At 66.1% G+C, this 17,603-nt stretch carries 19 protein-coding genes and 1 tRNA gene; 12 read left to right on the top strand and 8 right to left on the bottom strand.

Going from position 1 to position 17,603, the window contains the following annotated elements; translation table 11 throughout:
* Nucleotides 1-3: 3 nt before the first annotated feature.
* The 7 genes from G6N67_RS00845 (at nt 4) to rdgB (ending at nt 5,360) form a co-directional block, all read left to right on the top strand.
* Nucleotides 4-975 carry a cysteine synthase gene (locus tag G6N67_RS00845; protein WP_036436058.1) on the top strand — a complete coding sequence of 324 codons (972 nt, stop codon included), beginning with the start codon at nt 4-6 and terminating at the stop codon, nt 973-975.
* Nucleotides 972-1,649, top strand: coding sequence for a rhomboid family intramembrane serine protease (locus G6N67_RS00840; protein ID WP_110798598.1), 678 nt, complete (start codon nt 972-974; stop codon nt 1,647-1,649). The genes G6N67_RS00845 and G6N67_RS00840 overlap by 4 nt, the downstream gene beginning before the upstream one ends.
* Nucleotides 1,646-2,470 carry a glutamate racemase gene (gene murI / locus G6N67_RS00835; protein ID WP_036436060.1) on the top strand — a complete coding sequence of 275 codons (825 nt, stop codon included), beginning with the start codon at nt 1,646-1,648 and terminating at the stop codon, nt 2,468-2,470. The genes G6N67_RS00840 and murI overlap by 4 nt, the downstream gene beginning before the upstream one ends.
* A gap of 64 nt (nt 2,471-2,534) precedes the next feature.
* Nucleotides 2,535-3,302 (top strand): cyclic nucleotide-degrading phosphodiesterase, encoded by a 768-nt coding sequence (locus tag G6N67_RS00830; RefSeq protein ID WP_036436062.1) that lies wholly within the window; start codon nt 2,535-2,537, stop codon nt 3,300-3,302.
* A gap of 42 nt (nt 3,303-3,344) precedes the next feature.
* The gene (rph, locus tag G6N67_RS00825; protein ID WP_036436064.1) at nt 3,345-4,124 is read left to right on the top strand and encodes a ribonuclease PH; all 780 of its coding nucleotides are present in this window, start codon (nt 3,345-3,347) and stop codon (nt 4,122-4,124) included.
* 13 nt (nt 4,125-4,137) lie between these two features.
* Nucleotides 4,138-4,758, top strand: coding sequence for a hypothetical protein (locus tag G6N67_RS39025; protein ID WP_230021868.1), 621 nt, complete (start codon nt 4,138-4,140; stop codon nt 4,756-4,758).
* On the top strand, nt 4,755-5,360 hold the full coding sequence (gene rdgB / locus G6N67_RS00815; protein ID WP_036436066.1) for an RdgB/HAM1 family non-canonical purine NTP pyrophosphatase: 606 nt from the start codon (nt 4,755-4,757) through the stop codon (nt 5,358-5,360). The genes G6N67_RS39025 and rdgB overlap by 4 nt, the downstream gene beginning before the upstream one ends.
* Before the next feature lie 13 nt (nt 5,361-5,373).
* On the opposite strand, the gene G6N67_RS00810 is transcribed toward rdgB, so the two are convergent.
* The 3 genes from G6N67_RS00810 to G6N67_RS00800 are packed head-to-tail and all read right to left on the bottom strand — an operon-like array spanning nt 5,374 to nt 6,881.
* The gene (locus tag G6N67_RS00810; RefSeq protein ID WP_036436067.1) at nt 5,374-5,727 is read right to left on the bottom strand and encodes a DUF3817 domain-containing protein; all 354 of its coding nucleotides are present in this window, start codon (nt 5,725-5,727) and stop codon (nt 5,374-5,376) included.
* Nucleotides 5,724-6,098, bottom strand: a complete 375-nt coding sequence (locus G6N67_RS00805; RefSeq protein ID WP_036436068.1) for a hypothetical protein — start codon at nt 6,096-6,098, stop codon at nt 5,724-5,726. Before G6N67_RS00805 ends, G6N67_RS00810 begins: the two co-directional genes overlap by 4 nt.
* Before the next feature lie 42 nt (nt 6,099-6,140).
* Entirely contained in the window at nt 6,141-6,881 is a 741-nt protein-coding gene (locus G6N67_RS00800) for a hypothetical protein (protein ID WP_036438246.1), read from the bottom strand.
* Between the two features lie 90 nt (nt 6,882-6,971).
* On the opposite strand from G6N67_RS00800, the gene G6N67_RS00795 reads away from it, so the two are divergent.
* Nucleotides 6,972-7,055: transfer RNA gene (locus G6N67_RS00795), tRNA-Leu, on the top strand.
* Between the two features lie 33 nt (nt 7,056-7,088).
* Here the strand turns inward: G6N67_RS00795 and G6N67_RS00790 are convergent.
* The 5 genes from G6N67_RS00790 to G6N67_RS00770 form a co-directional block, all read right to left on the bottom strand.
* The gene (locus G6N67_RS00790; protein WP_370466301.1) at nt 7,089-7,838 is read right to left on the bottom strand and encodes a potassium channel family protein; all 750 of its coding nucleotides are present in this window, start codon (nt 7,836-7,838) and stop codon (nt 7,089-7,091) included.
* Between the two features lie 235 nt (nt 7,839-8,073).
* Nucleotides 8,074-9,906: a fatty acyl-AMP ligase gene (locus tag G6N67_RS00785; protein ID WP_036436071.1), complete on the bottom strand. Its 1,833-nt coding sequence runs from the start codon at nt 9,904-9,906 to the stop codon at nt 8,074-8,076.
* 102 nt (nt 9,907-10,008) lie between these two features.
* Nucleotides 10,009-11,505, bottom strand: coding sequence for a neutral zinc metallopeptidase (locus tag G6N67_RS00780; RefSeq protein WP_230021866.1), 1,497 nt, complete (start codon nt 11,503-11,505; stop codon nt 10,009-10,011).
* Nucleotides 11,468-12,130: a DUF4333 domain-containing protein gene (locus G6N67_RS00775; protein WP_110798551.1), complete on the bottom strand. Its 663-nt coding sequence runs from the start codon at nt 12,128-12,130 to the stop codon at nt 11,468-11,470. The genes G6N67_RS00780 and G6N67_RS00775 overlap by 38 nt, the downstream gene beginning before the upstream one ends.
* A gap of 40 nt (nt 12,131-12,170) precedes the next feature.
* Nucleotides 12,171-13,568: a neutral zinc metallopeptidase gene (locus G6N67_RS00770; protein ID WP_051578954.1), complete on the bottom strand. Its 1,398-nt coding sequence runs from the start codon at nt 13,566-13,568 to the stop codon at nt 12,171-12,173.
* A 311-nt stretch (nt 13,569-13,879) separates the two neighbouring features.
* Here G6N67_RS00770 and G6N67_RS00765 point away from each other — a divergent pair, with 311 nt between their 5' ends.
* The 4 genes from G6N67_RS00765 to G6N67_RS00750 all read left to right on the top strand — a co-directional run bounded on the left by G6N67_RS00765 (nt 13,880) and on the right by G6N67_RS00750 (nt 17,528).
* Nucleotides 13,880-14,467, top strand: a complete 588-nt coding sequence (locus G6N67_RS00765) for a peroxiredoxin (protein ID WP_036436077.1) — start codon at nt 13,880-13,882, stop codon at nt 14,465-14,467.
* Nucleotides 14,468-14,469: 2 nt separating this feature from the next.
* Nucleotides 14,470-15,003, top strand: coding sequence for an alkyl hydroperoxide reductase AhpD (gene ahpD / locus G6N67_RS00760; RefSeq protein WP_036438252.1), 534 nt, complete (start codon nt 14,470-14,472; stop codon nt 15,001-15,003).
* 212 nt (nt 15,004-15,215) lie between these two features.
* Nucleotides 15,216-16,232, top strand: a complete 1,017-nt coding sequence (locus G6N67_RS00755) for a LacI family DNA-binding transcriptional regulator (protein ID WP_051578955.1) — start codon at nt 15,216-15,218, stop codon at nt 16,230-16,232.
* 93 nt (nt 16,233-16,325) lie between these two features.
* Complete coding sequence (locus G6N67_RS00750; RefSeq protein WP_036436081.1) at nt 16,326-17,528, top strand: cytochrome P450; 1,203 nt, start codon at nt 16,326-16,328, stop codon at nt 17,526-17,528.
* The last annotated feature ends 75 nt before the right edge of the window (nt 17,529-17,603 follow it).

The raw sequence follows: 17,603 nt of genomic DNA, 5'->3' as shown, positions 1-17,603 counted from the left end.
CCGATGGCCCGGCACGACTCACTGCTGCAGGCCCTCGGTGATACGCCGTTGGTGGGGCTGCAGAACCTGTCACCGCGCTGGGACGACGAAGACGGCGCCCCGCACGTGCGGCTGTGGGCGAAGCTGGAGGACCGCAACCCGACGGGTTCGATCAAGGACCGGCCCGCGTTGCGGATGATCGAGCAGGCCGAGCGCGACGGGCTGCTGGCGCCCGGAGCCACCATCCTGGAACCCACGAGCGGAAACACGGGCATCTCGCTGGCGATGGCAGCCCTGCTCAAGGGCTACAACATGATCTGCGTGATGCCCGAGAACACCTCGATCGAGCGGCGCCAGCTGCTGGAGCTCTACGGAGCCAGGATCATCTTCAGCCCGGCCGAGGGCGGCTCCAACACCGCGGTGGCGACAGCGAAAGAGCTTGCCGCGGAAAATCCTTCGTGGGTCATGCTCTACCAGTACGGCAACCCCGCCAACAGCGATGCGCACTACCACGGGACCGGACCGGAGCTGCTCGCCGACCTGCCCGAGATCACGCACTTCGTGGCAGGCCTCGGCACCACGGGGACGTTGATGGGCACCGGCCGGTTCCTGCGCGAGCACGTGCCGGGCGTCCAGATCGTCGCGGCCGAACCGCGCTACGGCGAAGGCGTGTACGCGCTGCGCAACATCGACGAGGGTTTCATCCCCGAGCTCTACGACGCCGATGTGCTGACCACCCGATTCTCGGTGGGTTCGTTCGACGCGGTGCGACGCACGCGCGATCTCGTCACGCGCGAGGGCATCTTCGCGGGTATCTCCACGGGCGCGGTGCTGCATGCGGCACTCGGCATGGCGGCCAAGGCCGTCAAGGCCGGTGAGCGTGCCGACATCGCCTTCGTGGTGGCCGACGCGGGTTGGAAGTATCTGTCGACCGGCGCGTACGCCGGTAGCCTTGATGACGCAGAGGACGCGTTGGAAGGGCAGTTGTGGGCATGAGCAGCCCCGGATATTCGGCGACGCCGACCGCGCCGAAGAAGCGGCCCGCATGGGTTGTCGGCGGCGTCACGATCGTCAGCTTCGTCGCGCTGCTGTGGCTCATCGAGCTGTGGGACTCGCTGACCAATCACCGGCTCGACAACAACGGCATCCGGCCGCTGGAAACCGACGGGTTGTGGGGCATCCTGTTCGCGCCGCTGCTGCACGCCAACTGGGAACACCTGATGGCGAATTCGGTCCCTGCACTCGTGCTGGGGTTCCTGATGACGCTCGCGGGCATGTCGCGGTTCATCTTCGCGACGGCCATCGTGTGGGTGCTCGGCGGCTTCGGGACGTGGCTGATCGGCAACATCGGCGCGCACTGCCCCTATGTCGGAGTGCGCTGCGAAGCCAACCACATCGGTGCGTCGGGCCTGATCTTCGGCTGGCTCGCGTTCCTGATCGTGTTCGGCTTCTTCACCCGAAAGCTCTGGGAGATCGTCGTCGGCGTCATCGTGCTGTTCGTCTACGGCAGCGTGCTGTTCGGCGTGCTGCCCGGCACCCCCGGGGTGTCGTGGCAGGGACACCTGTGCGGGGCCGTCGCAGGTGTGATCGCGGCCTATGTGTTGTCCGGGCCGGAGCGCAAGGCCCGTGAAGCACGCAAACGCACCGTCCAGCCGCGCCTGACCTCATGACCGATCAACTGGCACCCGTCGGGATATTCGATTCCGGCGTCGGCGGGCTCACGGTCGCACGCGCCATCATCGACCAGCTGCCCGACGAGGACATCGTCTACGTCGGCGACACCGGCAACGGGCCCTACGGACCGCTGACCATCCCGGAGATCCGCGCGCACTCCCTGGCCATCGGCGACGATCTGGTGTCCCGAGGCGTCAAGGCCCTCGTGATCGCGTGCAACACCGCGTCGTCGGCGTGCCTGCGCGACGCTCGCGAGCGGTACGCCCCCGTGCCGGTCGTCGAGGTGATCCTGCCCGCGGTCCGGCGCGCGGTGGCCGCGACGCGCAACGGACGCATCGGGGTGATCGGCACCGCGGCGACCATCGCGTCGCGCGCGTACCAGGATGCGTTCGCCGCGGCCCGCGACACCGAGGTGATCGGTGTGGCCTGCCCACGGTTCGTCGACTTCGTCGAGCGGGGCGTCACGAGCGGACGTCAGGTGCTCGGCCTCGCCGAGGGCTACCTGGAGCCCCTGCAGCGCGCCGAGGTGGACACCTTGGTGTTGGGCTGCACGCATTACCCGATGCTGTCGGGGCTCATCCAGTTGGCCATGGGACAGAACGTCACGCTGGTGTCGTCCGCGGAGGAGACGGCCAAGGATCTGTTGCGGGTGTTGACCGAGATGGATTTGCTGAAGCCGCACGAGGCGCCGCCGGCCCGGCGCGTGTTCGAAGCGACCGGTGATCCCGACGCGTTCACCACGCTCGCGGCGCGGTTCCTGGGCCCGAGTCTCGACGGGGTGCGCCAGGTGCGGCGTCACGCCGGCGCCGGAACATGATCTCCGTCGCCCAAACCGGCGATGTCTTCGCCAGGTTGACAACGAACATGGCAAGCTAGACAACGTGCGATTGACCGTCCTGGGATGCTCCGGCAGTGTTGTCGGACCGGATTCGCCAGCGTCGGGGTATCTCATCACCGCACCGGACACGGTGCCGATGGTGATCGACTTCGGTGGCGGCGTGCTCGGGGCGCTCCAGCGCTACGCCGACCCCAATTCGGTTAACGTTCTGCTCTCGCATCTGCACGCCGATCATTGCCTGGACCTGCCCGGTTTATTCGTGTGGCGGCGGTACCACCCGACACCGGCAACCACCCGCGGCGTGATGTACGGGCCGGCCAACACATGGGCCCGGCTGGGGGCCGCTTCGTCGCCCGAGGGCGGCGAGATCGACGATTTCACCGACATCTTCGACGTCCGCACCTGGGTGGACGGCGAAGCGGTCGAATTGGGCACGCTCAACGTGATGCCGCGGCTGGTGTGCCACCCCACCGAGTCCTACGGCATGCGGTTCACCGATCCGACCGGGGCGACCCTGGTCTACAGCGGGGACACCGGCTACTGCGACGCGCTGATCGACCTGGCCCGCGGCGCCGACATCTTCCTGTGCGAGGCGTCGTGGACGGATGACCCGTCGCGCCCACCGCGCCTGCACCTGTCGGGCACCGAGGCGGGCCGTGCGGCCGCCGCCGCCGGTGTGGGCGAGTTGTTGCTGACACACATCCCGCCGTGGACATCACGCGAGGACGTGATCAGCGAAGCCAAGGCCGAGTTCGACGGCCCTGTGCACGCCGTCGTGTGCGGCGAGGCGTTCGACGTCACCCGCAGCTGAGTCGTCACCGATCGTGTCGGTCCGACCCGTTAGGGTTGGCGGGTGTCCAGACGAGAAGACGGCCGTCTCGATGACGAGCTGCGCCCGGTAGTGATCACCCGCGGCTTCACCAACCATCCGGCCGGGTCGGTGCTGGTGGAGTTCGGGCAGACCCGTGTCATGTGCACCGCGTCGGTGACCGAGGGGGTTCCGCGCTGGCGCAAGGGCTCCGGGCAGGGCTGGCTGACCGCCGAATATGCGATGCTGCCCGCCGCGACCCACGACCGCTCTGACCGCGAATCGGTCAAGGGCCGGGTCGGCGGACGTACCCAGGAGATCAGCCGGCTGGTCGGGCGTTCGCTGCGCGCGTGTATCGACCTCGGCGCGCTGGGGGAGAACACCATCGCCATCGACTGCGATGTGCTGCAGGCCGACGGCGGCACCCGCACCGCGGCCATCACCGGGGCCTATGTGGCACTGGCCGACGCCGTGACGTACCTGGCCGCGGCGGGGCGCTTGTCCGACCCGCGGCCGCTGTCGTGCGCCATCGCGGCGGTCTCGGTCGGTGTGGTCGACGGCCGCGTGCGCGTCGACCTGCCGTACACCGAGGACTCCCGCGCCGAGGTCGACATGAACGTCGTCGCCACCGACACCGGCACGCTCGTGGAGATCCAGGGCACCGGCGAAGGCGCGACGTTCCCGCGGTCCACTCTGGACAAGCTGCTCGACGCGGCGCTCGGGGCGTGCGAGCAGTTGTTCGTGATTCAGCGGGAAGCGCTGGAGCTGCCGTACCCGGGCGTGCTGCCCGAGGGGCCGGCACCGAAGAAGGCGTTCGGCAGCTAGCCGGTGCGTGGGGGTGAACGACTCTGCTGACGGAAAGCCGGTCGGTCAGCTCCTCTTGGGCGGCTTGGGCGCGGTGCTGCTCGCGGCCGGACTGTGGGGTTATTTCGGTGCGCACGACAAGCTCACGGGCGGGTTCTTCGTTCTGGTCGGGGTGGTGGTCGTCGTGCTCGCCGCGTTCTACCCGCGTGTCGACAGGATCGTCGACCTCGGGCTTCTCAAGATCCCCAAGCTCAAGGCGCGCCGTGCCGAAAAACAGATCCAGCGAGGCGAGCTCGTCGCCGGAGCCAGCCTGGACGAGGCACGGAAGTCGTTGCAGGAGACGGTGTCTCAATACCACGATGCGCAGTTCGGTACCGGCTCGGTGTTGCTCGTCGAGGACGCGGTGTTCACGATGACGACGCTCACGCCCCATGAACAACATCTCGTCCACGCCGAGGTGGTTCGGATGGGCCGGCCGGATTTCCGGCCCGACCTGGATCCTCACGTCACCAGGCCCGGTGCCGGTGAGCGGCCATACCGCATGCACAGAGTGCCAGATGCCGATATCCGGCTGTGGTACCGCCAGAAGAGCGAGTCGGATCCGGACAAGCTCTATCTGGTGGTCATCGAAAAGACAGGGGAGGATCTGCGTTGACGGACCTGCTGGTGGCCAGTCGCAATCCGAAGAAACTGGCCGAATTGCGCCGCGTGCTCGACGCCGCCGGGGTGACGGGCCTGGCGCTGCTGTCGCTGGCCGACGTCGCGCCGTTCGATGAGGCGCCCGAGACCGGAGCGACGTTCGAAGAGAATGCCTTGGCCAAGGCCACTGACGGCTTCCGGGCTACCGGGCTGGCATGTGTGGCCGACGATTCCGGCATCGCTGTCGACGCGTTGAACGGCATGCCGGGCGTGCTGTCGGCGCGATGGTCGGGTGCCCACGGTGACGACGGCGCCAACACCGCGCTGCTGCTCGGGCAGTTGGCCGACGTACCGGACGAGCGGCGCGGGGCCGCGTTCGTCTCGGCGTGTGCACTGGTGTCGGAGTCGGGTTCGACGGTGGTGCGCGGGGAGTGGCCCGGGACAGTGACGCGTGAACCCCGTGGCGAGGGCGGGTTCGGCTACGATCCGGTGTTTCTGCCGGTCGGGTCATCGCGGACCGCTGCCGAACTGTCGCCCGCCGAGAAGGACGCGGAGTCCCACCGCGGCCGCGCCCTCGCATTGTTGGTGCCCGCGCTGCGTGCACTGGCCTCGGGGTAGGTTCGGCACCGGCTCACAAGCCGAAGCGGTCCTTGAGTTCCTTGGTGTTGAAGTGTTCGACGATGATGCCGAGCAGCGGGATCGTGCCCGCGAGCAGCACGCCGATGGTCTTGCCGATGGGCCAGCGAACCTTGACCGCGAGGTTGGCCGTGAACAGCAGATACACGAAGTACACCCAGCCGTGCACGATGCCGATCCAGCTCGGCGGGTTGTCGACCTGGACGATGTACTTGAGCACCATCTCGTAGCACAGCGCGATCAGCCAGATGCCCGTCGTCCAGGCCATCACGCGGTAGCCCAGCAGGGCTTTGCGGATGCTCTCGACGGGCGTGGCGACCTCGGCGTCTGATGATTCTGGTGCGGTCATTGACTGGTCCTGTCGTCGTTGTCGTTCTTGGCAAGCTCGGCGAGGTAGGCGTTGTATTCGCGCAGTGCCGGGTCGTCGTCCGATTGTGTTGCGGGCTGCGGTCTTTCGGGCAGCAGCCCGGCCGGGATCTCGGTCACCGTGTCGCGGTGTTGCGGCTCGGGAGGAGCTTCCTCGTAGCGGACGAACTTGTAGTACGCGTAGAAGCAGAACGCCGCGAACATCGGCCACTGTAGGGCGTAGCCCAGGTTCTGGAAGGTGCCCGAGGCGGACTCGTAGCGGGTCCATTGCCACCAGGCGAGTGCCAGGCAGCCGGCGGCGCCAAGACAGACCAGCGCGATGAGCGCCGGTCTCCTACGCCGTGTAGTGGACATTCATCCATGGTACGGCGCGGGACTTGAACGGCCCATTCGCGCTCACACCTTCGGGCCGATGAACTCGTCGAGGCGAGCGGTGGCAGCCTTGCGGTATACAGCGACGTCGTACTTGCTGGGGCAGGTCCATGGGATTCCGAGAAAGTCGAGCGCTGCGCAGTACAGGCCGCGAATGTCGTCAGATCGATTCGAAAAGTGATATCGGATGCTCTTGACCCCACGGTCGTCGGCGACAACGCGGCACCCGTCACTGTGGATCAAGCCCCGAACGAAGTCCTCGGGGGCCTGCTTGACGAGGTTCTCCTGCCAATGCTCCAACCGGATGGGTCTGGTGTGCTTCTTGCCCGGGCCATGTTGCGGAAGCAGGCACGGCCAGTGGTTTGAGCAGAGAGATACGTCGGCACAGTTGTCTTTGCGGCGGATAAGAGCTGCGTGCTGGCCGGGCATCAGTATGTCGAGGGCTTCACGGCAGCTGTCGATGATGCCCGGGTACTTTGAGTCGAGCGTGATCCTCAGGTGCCATGTCCGGGTGCCACGAGAGATGCAGCCGTCGCCGAGATACATGCCGAGGACGTAGCAATACGCCTTGGCGGGAATCGCAGAGAAATCATGGACGGTGCAATGCCCCGAAGAATCAGTCGTACATCTGTCTCGAACGCCGGGCTTGCACCGCCACTGCCAGACAGTCTTGCGGGGGATTCCAGTTCGGCGCGAGATTTCACAATCGTTGAGGCCGGCGGCGATGAGCATTTGCACGTTGGTGAATTCTTTGGCGGATCGCATGTAGCGTCCCCTCTCGCCGGGTGATGGCTCGACGATATTGGTGCCCTCCGACAGATGCGGAGACCTCCAGGGCGGTAGCATCGGGACGTTGCGGGCGTGATGAAATTGGCAAACATGCGGGCTTTAGGTGCCCGTGCTCGGAAGAGTTTGTGGGTTCGAGTCCCACCGCCCGCACTCAAGTCACCTGTGATCTGCAGGTGTGACGTCTCACGGTCGGCGGTCGGTCCCCGAGCCGTTGGCCGGCGCCTGCCGCAACTCGTCCCGCAGCGACGCGATCTCCGACCGCAGCTCGTTGATGTGTGCGGCCGTCGCGGCCGCGGTGGCGTTGTCGTCGTCGGCGACGCTCTGCACGATCCACGACGCGATGGTCGCGGTGATCGAACCGACCAGGCTGATCCCGCCGATCATCAACAGCGCCGCGATCACTCGGCCCGTCGTCGTCACCGGATACATGTCGCCGTAGCCGACTGTGGTGATCGTGGTGATGGCCCACCACACGGCATCGCCGAAATTGACGATGTGGGCTTCGGGGGCGTTGCGTTCGGCCTGCAGGACGGCCAGCGACGCGACGTACACCAGCAGCACCGCGCCCGAAATCGTGTAGAGGATCACCTTGCCGCGGATGGCGTTGCCGACGGCTTTCTGCATCACCCCGATGAGCACCACGAGCCGTAACAGACGAAGGGGACGCAGCAGCGGCAGCAGCACGATCGCCAGGTCGGCGAGGTGCCGCACGAACCACTGCTTGCGGTCGGGGGAGAGATACAGCCGCGCCGCGTAGTCAGCGGTGAACACCGCCCACGACAGCCAGGTGGCGAACTCGACTGCGCGGGCGCCGAACCCACGGGGCTGGACCAGTACTTCGACCGAGTACGCGGCCAGGAACACTGCCGCCACTGCCGCCAACGGCCATTCGGCGCGGTGTTCCCAATTGTCGAGGCGATCCTGCATCGTCACGTCAGAGAGTGTGCGGCACGTCGACGTGCGAGACCAGATGAACCGGCTACGCCACGCCGTCGGGCGTTCAGTCTGCGGTGACGGCGGTGGTCACTCGCACATCTACGCCCTAGCCGCAGAATCAATCGAGTGCTAGTCACCTTTCGGCGTTGAGACTGCGCTGAGGGCGTAGCGCACTCACACTTCAACGCCCTGGACGCAGAGCCATCGCCGTGACACCGCGCGCGAAAAACCGCTACCGCTCGAACTTTCCGGCCAGATACTCGGCGCGACAAGCTTTGCGCGCGAGCTTTCCGCTGGTGGTGCGGGGGATGACGCCGGCCGCCACCATGCGGACGTCGGCCACTCGCACCTGGTGCTGCCGGGACACGGCCGCGCGGACGGCGTCGACGATGGGCCCGGGTTCGGCCCGGCCGGCTCCGGCTGCGCGCTCGGCGACCACGACCAGCTCTTCACCATGGGCACCCGGCACCGAGAACGCCGCCACGTAGCCGGATCGCACAGCCCGCGAGGCCTCGCTGACGGTGGTCTCGATGTCGGTCGGATAGTGGTTGCGCCCGTCGATGATGATCATGTCCTTGATGCGGCCGGTCACATAGAGCTCGCCGTCGACGTACACCCCGAGATCGCCTGTGGCCAACCACAATCCGTTGTCGGGAACACCGTCGGCATGGCTGCCCGTGTCGAGGCGGGTCTGCAGCTTGTTGCCGAACACCCGTTGTGATTCGTCGGGCCTGCCGAAGTAGCCGCGGCCGACGTTGTTACCGTGCAGCCAGATTTCGCCGACCCGGGAGTCGGGCATCTCGTCGCCGTCGGCGCCGGCGATGACGACCCATTGGTTGGGGATCGCCCGGCCGCACGACACGTGCGCCACCGCGCCGGCGGCGTCGGCGTCGACCAGGACGGCCTGCCCGGCGTTGAGTTGCTCGCGGTCCAGATAGATCACGCTGGCAGTCTCGTCGGGCGCGATGCTGGCGACCGACAGCGTGGCCTCGGCCATCCCGTACGACGGTTTCACGGTCGTCGCGGGCAGGCCGTACGGCGCGAACGCGGTGGTGAACTCCTCGATCGAGGACATGGTCACCGGTTCGGATCCGTTGAGCAGCGTCACCACGTTGCTCAGATCGATCGACTCACCCTTGGGCGGTAGGCCGCGCTGTGCGCACAGTTCGAACGCGAAGTTCGGTGCGGCGGCCAGGGTCGGCCCGGTGGCCGATTCCTCGGCGAGGCGCTTGATCCAGCGGTATGGTCTGCGCACGAACGCCATCGGGTCCATGAGCGTTATGTGGTTGCCGCACAACGCCGGGAACATGATCATGATGAGACCCATGTCGTGATACAGCGGCAGCCAGCTGACCCCGCGGATGCCCATCTCGAGGTCGCCCGCCAGGATCATCTGCATCACATTGGTGCACACGTTGCGGTGGGTGATCTCCACGCCGGCCGGGGTGCGCGTCGAGCCCGACGTGTACTGCAGGTACGCGATGTCGTCGGTGCCGCGAGTGACTTCGGTGAACATCGGCGCCAGTGAGCCCGGAACGGCGTCCACTGCGATCATGCGAGGGCGCTCGGCGGCGGGCAGGGTGCGCAGGAAGCTGCGGACAGACTCCGATGCCGCGGTCGTCGTCAGCACCACGGCGGGTTTGGCGTCGGCAAGCACGGCCGCCAGTCGCTCGGCATGCCCGGCCAGGCTCGGCGCGAACAGCGGGACGGCGATGTTGCCGGCGTGCACGGCAGCGAAGAACGCCGCAACGTAATCGACCCCTTGCGGGGCAAGGATCGCCACCCGGTCGCCGGGCGAGGTGACCTGCTGCAGACGGGCGCCCACCGAGCACACCTGCGACCACAGGCCGTTCCAGCTCAGCTCGATGACTTGCCCGTCGGGGTCCGACGAGTAGTCGATGAAACGGTAGGACGGCGCGTCGCCGAACCGGGCCCGGTTGCGGTCGAGGAACGACGTCAGTGTCACACCTTCGGGCACCACGATGGTGCCGTCAGGGCGAACATAATCTTCGATGCTGGATTCCGCCGTTGCGACGGCAGCGGCACCGTGAGCTTCCCGACCCATGGCTCGAGAATAGTAGTGCTGCTAATTAGGGCGCCCCACCAGCCTCTATGACGGTAGTCACGCGCCAATTTTGGTGTGATCCAGATAACACCGCCGGTGGCGTCACGGGAAGCGTTGGTAGCACTGGTCGTCGTTGCCCTGCAGGCCTGAGCGGTAGGCGAGGATGCGGGTGAAGCCGGCGGGCAGCAGGGTGCCGTTGACGTCGCTGGCGGCCAGGCCGTTGGTGAGCAGGCCCGCGATGGCCTCGTCGGCGTCGCCGGGGGACAGGACGAGGTCTCCGCCGGGTTCTGCCATCTTCGCTTGCGCGACGCCTGTCAGGCAGCCTGTGCGCATCGCCGACACCGGGGTGTCTATCGCCAGCCCTTTCTCATGCTGTACGGCCAGTGCGTAGCGCGACATGAACACCGAGATCGCGGTGTTGTCGCCCTGCAGCAGTTCCTCCTGCTTCTCTTCGATCTTGGCTTTTCCCAACACTTTCAAGGCCGCGATGTCCACCGAGATGGTGTTGGTGGCGGGGCAGTATGACGCCGGCGGGCTGGCCTTGGCGTCGGGGCAGTCTTCGGGGTCGGTGGACAGCTTCGGCGCGTCGGCAGGCTGGAACGTGTCGCCCAGGATGCCCATGAGCTTTTGCAACGTGTCTTCGTTGATCTCGGTGTTCACCGGTTGCGTGTCGCCGTAGTTGTCGTACTCGAGGAAGTGGGGCAGGTCGCCCTGGCGCTCTTTGATCTCGTCCATGTCGATGGCGGCGCACTGGTCGCTGTTGCCTGCGAAGCCGACCTGAAAGGCGCTGATGCGGTCCAGCGCGGACCCGTGTCCGCGCTCGATGCCACCGCCTTCGTCCTCGGTCATGAGCGGGTCGCGGCTGTAGATGATGCCGGCCAGGACGTAGTTCAGGCCCTCGCCCGTGCTGAGCTCGAATCGCGACGACTTTCCCGCCGCGACCCACCGCATGTAGATGCCTGCGAAGCAGTCGGCCTGCTGCTCGCCCACGATGACCGGGTCCGACTTCTTGATGGTGCGGGCCTTGCGCTGGATGGCATGGCCGTATTCGTGGGCCAGGATTCCGACGATGCCCATGTCCTGGAAGTACTGCAACGCCACCGAGAACATGACGCCGCGGTCCCAGGCGATCAAATGGTCGAGGCCGCAATAGAACGCGTTGACCATCCCGACGGTGTCCTCGTCGCAGATGACGGGGCTGTCGGGATCGTCGGAGTCGTAGGACACCAACGCTGTCACCGGTTCGAACTCGCCCGGCAGGTTGGTGTAGTTCTGACTCCAGAACTCCTCGATGTCGTCGATCGCCAGGGCCGCGATCTGGTCGATCTCGCCGCCGTCGGTGTTCTCCACCTCACGCGTCGCGTCCGGCGCATCGGGTCGAAGACCGCTGTTGCCGTCGGTGACCGGGAGGCCACCAACCCGGTTGGGATCGAACAGCATTGACGTCGCGCGGCCTTTGACCACGGTGGTGCCGCAGCCGGCCAGCAGGATCGCGCAGCAGGCGATGGCGAGCAGCGACACCGTGTGGCGGATCGGCCCGCGGTTACCGGCCACCCGGAACCTACCTGGGTCCGTCGACTGCATACGTGCCTTCGTCATCGGTGAACTCCACGTTGACGTTGCGGGTGGTGCCGTTGATCTCCACCTGGCAGGTGAAGCTCTTGTTCGTTTCGACCTCAGGGTTCTTGCCGTCATTGCACGTGACCGCCGTGACGTCGTTGGACCCGTAGCCGTTGATCGGGTCGCTCAGAATCTCCTGCACCCCGGCTTCGGCCTGTTTGACGTCGAGTTCCTTGCCGCTGCCCATCAGGCTCCAGGCCAGCAGGCCTCCGCCCACGATGAGCACCGCGACAACGGCCAGGCCACCGATCAACAACCACTTCGATGACGACTTCGGCTTTTGCGGCGTCCCGCCGTAGCCCTGGTAGGGCTGTTCGGGCTGTGAGGGATACGGCTGTGAGCCGGAATATCCTTGTGCCTGAAAGGGATTGGCGGTCCCCGGCTGGTTGGAGCCGCCTTGCCAGGGAGTCTGGGCAGGGGTGGGGGATCCGTACGATCGTTGTGGCGCGCCGTACGGGTTGTGCTGAGCCGGTGGCGCACTCGGCGGATTCGGATTCCAGTACGGCCCGTCGCCGCGGCTCGGCTGCGCGGGTTGTCCCGGCGTGTCCCCCGGTGCAGGCGATGCGCCACCTGGTCGAGCCCACCAGGGCTGGGGGTCGGTCATGTGATCTCCTTGCGTCCGGCGCGGTGGTGGCGTGAGTAGCTCATGGGAAGCGTTGATAGCACTGTTCGGCGTCGCCTTGAAGGCCCGAGCGGTAGGCGAGGATCCGCGTGAACCCGGCAGGCAACAGGGTGCCGTTGACGTCGGCGGCAGCCAGGCCGTTGGTGAGCAGACCCGAGATTGCCTCGTCCGCGTCACCCGGGGACAGGGTCAGATCCCCGCCGGGCTCGGCCATCTTTGCCTGCCCGACGCCCGTGAGGCAGCCCGTGCGCATCGCGGCGACCGGAGTGTCGAGCGTCAGCCCTTTTTCGTGTTGGATCGCCAGGGCATAGCGCGAGGTGAGCACTGAGATGGCGGTGTTGTCGCCCTGCAGCAGCTCCTGCTGCTCGTCCTCGTTCTTGGCCTCGGCCAGAACCTGTAGCGCGGGAAGATCCACCGTGATGGTGTTGGTGGCGGGGCAGTATGACGCCGGCGGGGAGGCCTTGGCGTCGGGGCAGTCGGCGGCGTCGGTGCTCAGCGTGGGCGGGTCCGACGGCGAGTAGATCTTGCCCAGCACGTCCATGAGGCTCTGCAGCGTTTTCTCGTCGAGTTCGGTGTCGACGGGCTGGGTGTCACCGTAGCTGTCGTATTCGAGGAACTTCGGCAGGTCGCCCTGACGCTTCTTGATGTCCTCCAAGTCGATGGCCGCGCATTGGTCGACGTTTCCTGCGAAGCCGATCTGGAAGGCGCTGATGCGGTCGAGCGCCGAGCCGTGGGCGTTACCCCGGGCCTTCGCGGCCCGTTCGGTCTTGAGCTGATCGCGGATGTAGAGCAGGCCCGCGAGGACGTGACTGAGACCGTCGCCTGTGCTGAGTTCGAACCGTTTGGAGTGGCCGGCGGCGACCCAGCGCAGGTAGACCCCGGCGAAGCAGTCGGCCTGCTGTTCGGCCACGATGACGGGTGCCGAATCGTCGAGGATGCCGCTGTTGTATTGGATGGCGTGGCCGTACTCGTGCGCCAGCACGCCGACGAGGGCCATCTCGCCGAAGAACTTCGAAGCACCGGGAACGAGGACACCGCGGTCCCATCCGATCAGATTGTCTTCCAGGCAGAAGAACGCGTTGACCAACCCGGCGGTGCTCTCGCCGCACACCTCGGGCGAGTTCGGATCGTCGGAGTCGTAGGACACCAGGGTCTCGACGGGTTCGAACGGTTTCGGCAGCGAGCTGTCGTTCTCTTTCCAGAACTCCTCGATGTCGTCGATCGCCAGCAGCACCATGTTGTCGATGTCGCCGCCGTCGGAGTTCTCCGCGGTCCGCATCGGTTCGGGCGCGTTGGGGCGCAGCCCGCTGTTGCCGTCGGTGACGGGCAACCCGCCGACCCGGTTCGGGTCGAACAACATCGACGTCGCGCGCCCGTGCACCACGGTGCCGCACGCCGTCAGCAGGACCGCACAACACATGATGACAAGCCACCGGCAAAGTCCCCGACCCGTCAACTGCCCCCGCCTCTCCGACACGGTGCGATTGCGCGGCCTGGCGGCAGCGCGGTGAACCAAGTATCCCAGTATCGCCGGGCTGAGCCGATCACGTGATTCGTTCGGAGGTGACAGCTCATGCCGGAGTCGGCACGGCTGGTATGGGCCGCGTCACAAAGTGACCTGTGGTCACAATCACCTCGTTTCTGGTTGCGCCAGTGGTCATTTCGGGACCAGAATCAAGATCGTGAAGTCTGGAATCATTCCAGAAAATATGAGCGATGGGATATGTTGCGATGGCACTTTTGACGATTGGCGATCAGTTTCCGCAGTACGACCTGACTGCGGTGGTGGGCGGAGATCTGTCCAAGGTCAACGCCCAGCAGCCCGATGACTACTTCACCCGCGTCACCAGCACGGACCACGACGGCAAGTGGCGGATCATCTTCTTCTGGCCCAAGGATTTCACCTTCGTGTGCCCGACCGAGATCGCCGCATTCGGCAAGCTCAACGAGGACTTCGAAGACCGTGACGCCAAGGTGATCGGCGTGTCGGTCGACAACGAGTTCGTGCACTTCCAGTGGCGCGCCCAGCACGAGGATCTCAAGAAGCTGCCGTTCCCGATGGCCTCGGACCTCAAGCGGGAGTTGTCGCTGGCAACCGGTGTACTGAATGCCGACGGCGTGGCCGACCGGGCCACCTTCATCGTCGACCCGAACAACGAGATCCAATTCGTGTCCGTGACGGCCGGTTCGGTGGGCCGCAACGTCGACGAGGTGCTGCGGGTGCTCGACGCGCTGCAGTCCGACGAGCTGTGCGCGTGCAACTGGCGCAAGGGGGATCCGACGATCGATGCCGGCGACCTGCTGGCCGAGGCGGTGTGACCGTGAGCGTCGACAACATCAAGGAAGCGCTGCCCGAGTACGCGAAGGATCTCAAGCTCAACTTCGGCAGCATCGTGAAGTCCACCGAGCTCACCGAGCAGCAGCTGTGGGGTGCGCTGGTGGCCACGGCGGCGGCCACCAAGTCGCCGCAGTTGCTGAAGGAGATCTCCGAGGACGCCCTCGACGTGCTGAGTGAGGAGGCCTATCACGCCGCACTCGGGGCAGCATCGATCATGGGGATGAACAACGTCTTCTACCGCACCAAGGGGCAACTCGACGGGCGGTACGACGACCTGCGCGCGGGGCTGCGGATGAACATCATCGCCAACCCGGGCGTGCCGAAGACCGACTTCGAGCTGTGGTCGCTCGCGGTCTCGGCCATCAACGGTTGCGGGCATTGCCTGGCCGCGCACGAGACGGTGCTACGCGACGCCGACGTGTCGCGCACGGCGATCTTCGAGGCCATCCGGCTTGCGTCGATCGTCTCCGGTGTGGCCCAGGCGCTGCTGACCGCGGACACGCTGGCCACCGTCTGACAGGTAAGCCTCCGAAAGAGGCTCATCCGCATAGCCAGACAGGTAAACTCGCCTCTCGCGAACCGAGAGGCGAGTTTTCTGTTGACGTCACCGAAGAGGCACCCCAGCGTCAACCCCCACTGTGCGCAAGGCGATCGCCGGCGCCTCGATCGCCAATGCGGCGGAGTGGTTGGACTTCGCGATTCGGATCAGCAACATGCCACGATGAAGCCGTGAGTGCCAAGGGAACGCCCCGCCCGGGCGGAGCCGCTGTCGGCCCCCGTCCGACAAAGGCCGACGTGGCCAGGCTCGCCAAGGTCTCGACCGCGACCGTCAGCTACGTGCTCAACAATGTTTCCGGGCAACGCATCTCGGAGCAGACCCAGCGGGCGGTGCGCGATGCGGCCGCACAGCTCGGCTATCGCCCCAACCTGGCCGCGCGCAACCTCGCGGTCGGTGGCAGCGGAGTGGTGCTCTACATCGTCGGCAGGCTCGCGTTGGGCAATCTGCCCATCGAGGTCGGCAGCCGGCTCACCACGGCGTTGGCTCGCCATGGAATCGTGTTGTCGCTGCAGTTCGAAACCGACGACGACCGCAACGTCGTCGATGCCATCGCCGACCTGAATCCGATGGCCGTCACCAGTACCTTTCCGCTTTCGGGTAACGCGCTCGCAGCGGCAACCGCCGCGGGCATACCCCAGATCCATCTCGGCAGTTCGCAATTGCACTCGATCGGCGCACTGGACCGCAGTATCGGTGAGATGCGCGTCGAGTACCTCACGGGCCGCGGTCACACCCGATTGGCGTTCGCCTACACCACGGATGAGGAATTGCGACCGCTCGGCGACTACTGGTTGGTCGGGCTGCGCGCGGCCGCGCAACGGCGGGCACTGCCCGAGATCGCGCTCGCCAGCTTCGCCGCCGACGGCTCAAACGCCGCCGAGATCGTCACCGACTGGGCCTCGGCCGGCGTGACCGCGGTGTGCGCGCAGAGCGACGAAACCGCGTTCGTGGTGTTGCACGGCCTGCGGCAGGCGGGCCTGCGATGCCCGCAGGACATGGCGGTCATGGGCGTGAACGCGACCGAGTTGGGTGCCGTCAGCGCCCCGCCGCTGACCTCCGTGGCGTTCGACGCCAAGGCCATCGTCGACGTCGCGGTTGCCGCCATGATGTCCGAGCTGGGGTATCCCGCTGAGCAGGAAACGAGCGCCGCGGCCGTCGCGAGGCTGGTTGAGCGCGAATCCACCTGAGCTTCAAGGCGCGCGGTCGGATCGCGCCACGTACTTACGCGCATAAGCATCCGCGTGTAAACTCCGCTCTCGGACACAGAGAGGTGGATTTCCGTGACAGCCAGCGCGACCCAAAGTGTGTACTTCGACCCCTACGACGTCGCGATCAACGCCGATCCGTACCCGACGTTCGCCCGGCTCCGTGACGAGTCGCCGCTGTACTACAACGAGCAGTACGACTTCTATGCGCTGAGTCGGTTCGCCGACGTGAACAAGGGCCTCGTCGATCACGAGACGTTCAGTTCGGCGCGTGGCGCGATCATCGAACTGATCAAGGCGAACATCGACATCCCCTCCGGTGCCCTGATTTTCGAGGATCCGCCGATCCATGACATCCACCGCAAGCTGCTGGCCCGAATGTTCACGCCGCGCAAGATCAATGCGCTGGAATCCAAGATCCGGGAATTCTGCGCACAGTCGCTGGATCCGCTGGTCGGCGCGGGACAGATCGACTTCATCAAGGATTTCGGCGCGATCATGCCGATGCGCGTGATCAGCGCGCTGCTGGGAATCCCCGAGGACGACCAGGAGATGATCCGCGACCACGGCAACGAACAGTTGCGCACGGAAGCCGGCAAGCCGATGAAGGCCGCCCGGGAAGGCCTCGTCGACGGGTCGATCTTCGAGACCTACATCGATTGGCGCAAGGACAATCCGTCCGACGACATCATGACCGACCTGCTCCATGTCGAGTTCACCGACGAGCACGGCGTCATCCGCAAGCTCACGCGGGAAGAACTCCTGATCTACCTCAACGTGGTGGCCGGTGCCGGTAACGAGACCACGACCCGGCTGATCGGTTGGGCGGCAAAGGTGCTCGCCGAGCATCCGGATCAACGCCGTCAGCTGGTGGAGAACCCTGGCCTGATCCCGCAGGCCATCGAGGAGCTCCTGCGCTTCGAGCCGCCCGCCCCGCATGTCGCGCGGTATGTGACCCGTGACGTCGAGTTCTATGGCCAGACCGTGCCCGAGGGCAGCGTGATGATGATGCTGATCGGCGCGGCGGTGCGCGACAGCCGCCAATTCCCGCCGGACGGTGAGGTTTTCGACATTCACCGAGAGCAGCGCCAGCACCTGGCCTTCAGTGTGGGCACCCACTACTGTCTCGGCTCGGCACTCGCCCGGCTCGAAGGCCGCATCGCGCTGGAAGAGATGCTCAAGCGTTTCCCGGAGTGGGAGGTCGACCTGGAAAGCGCCGTGTTGTCACCGACTTCGACCGTCCGCGGGTGGGATTCGATGCCGGCCCTGATCCGATGACCGATGCGCTGGCCGAGCCCATCGGTTAGCCGGTATAACCAAAATCGCCCGCGGCGGCCCACCGAGCACCTAACC

The organism is Mycolicibacterium mageritense, assembly GCF_010727475.1.
Lineage (GTDB): Bacteria > Actinomycetota > Actinomycetes > Mycobacteriales > Mycobacteriaceae > Mycobacterium > Mycobacterium mageritense.
The sequence above is the reverse complement of the archived record's forward strand: the minus strand, read 5'-3'. Positions and strand labels throughout refer to the sequence as shown.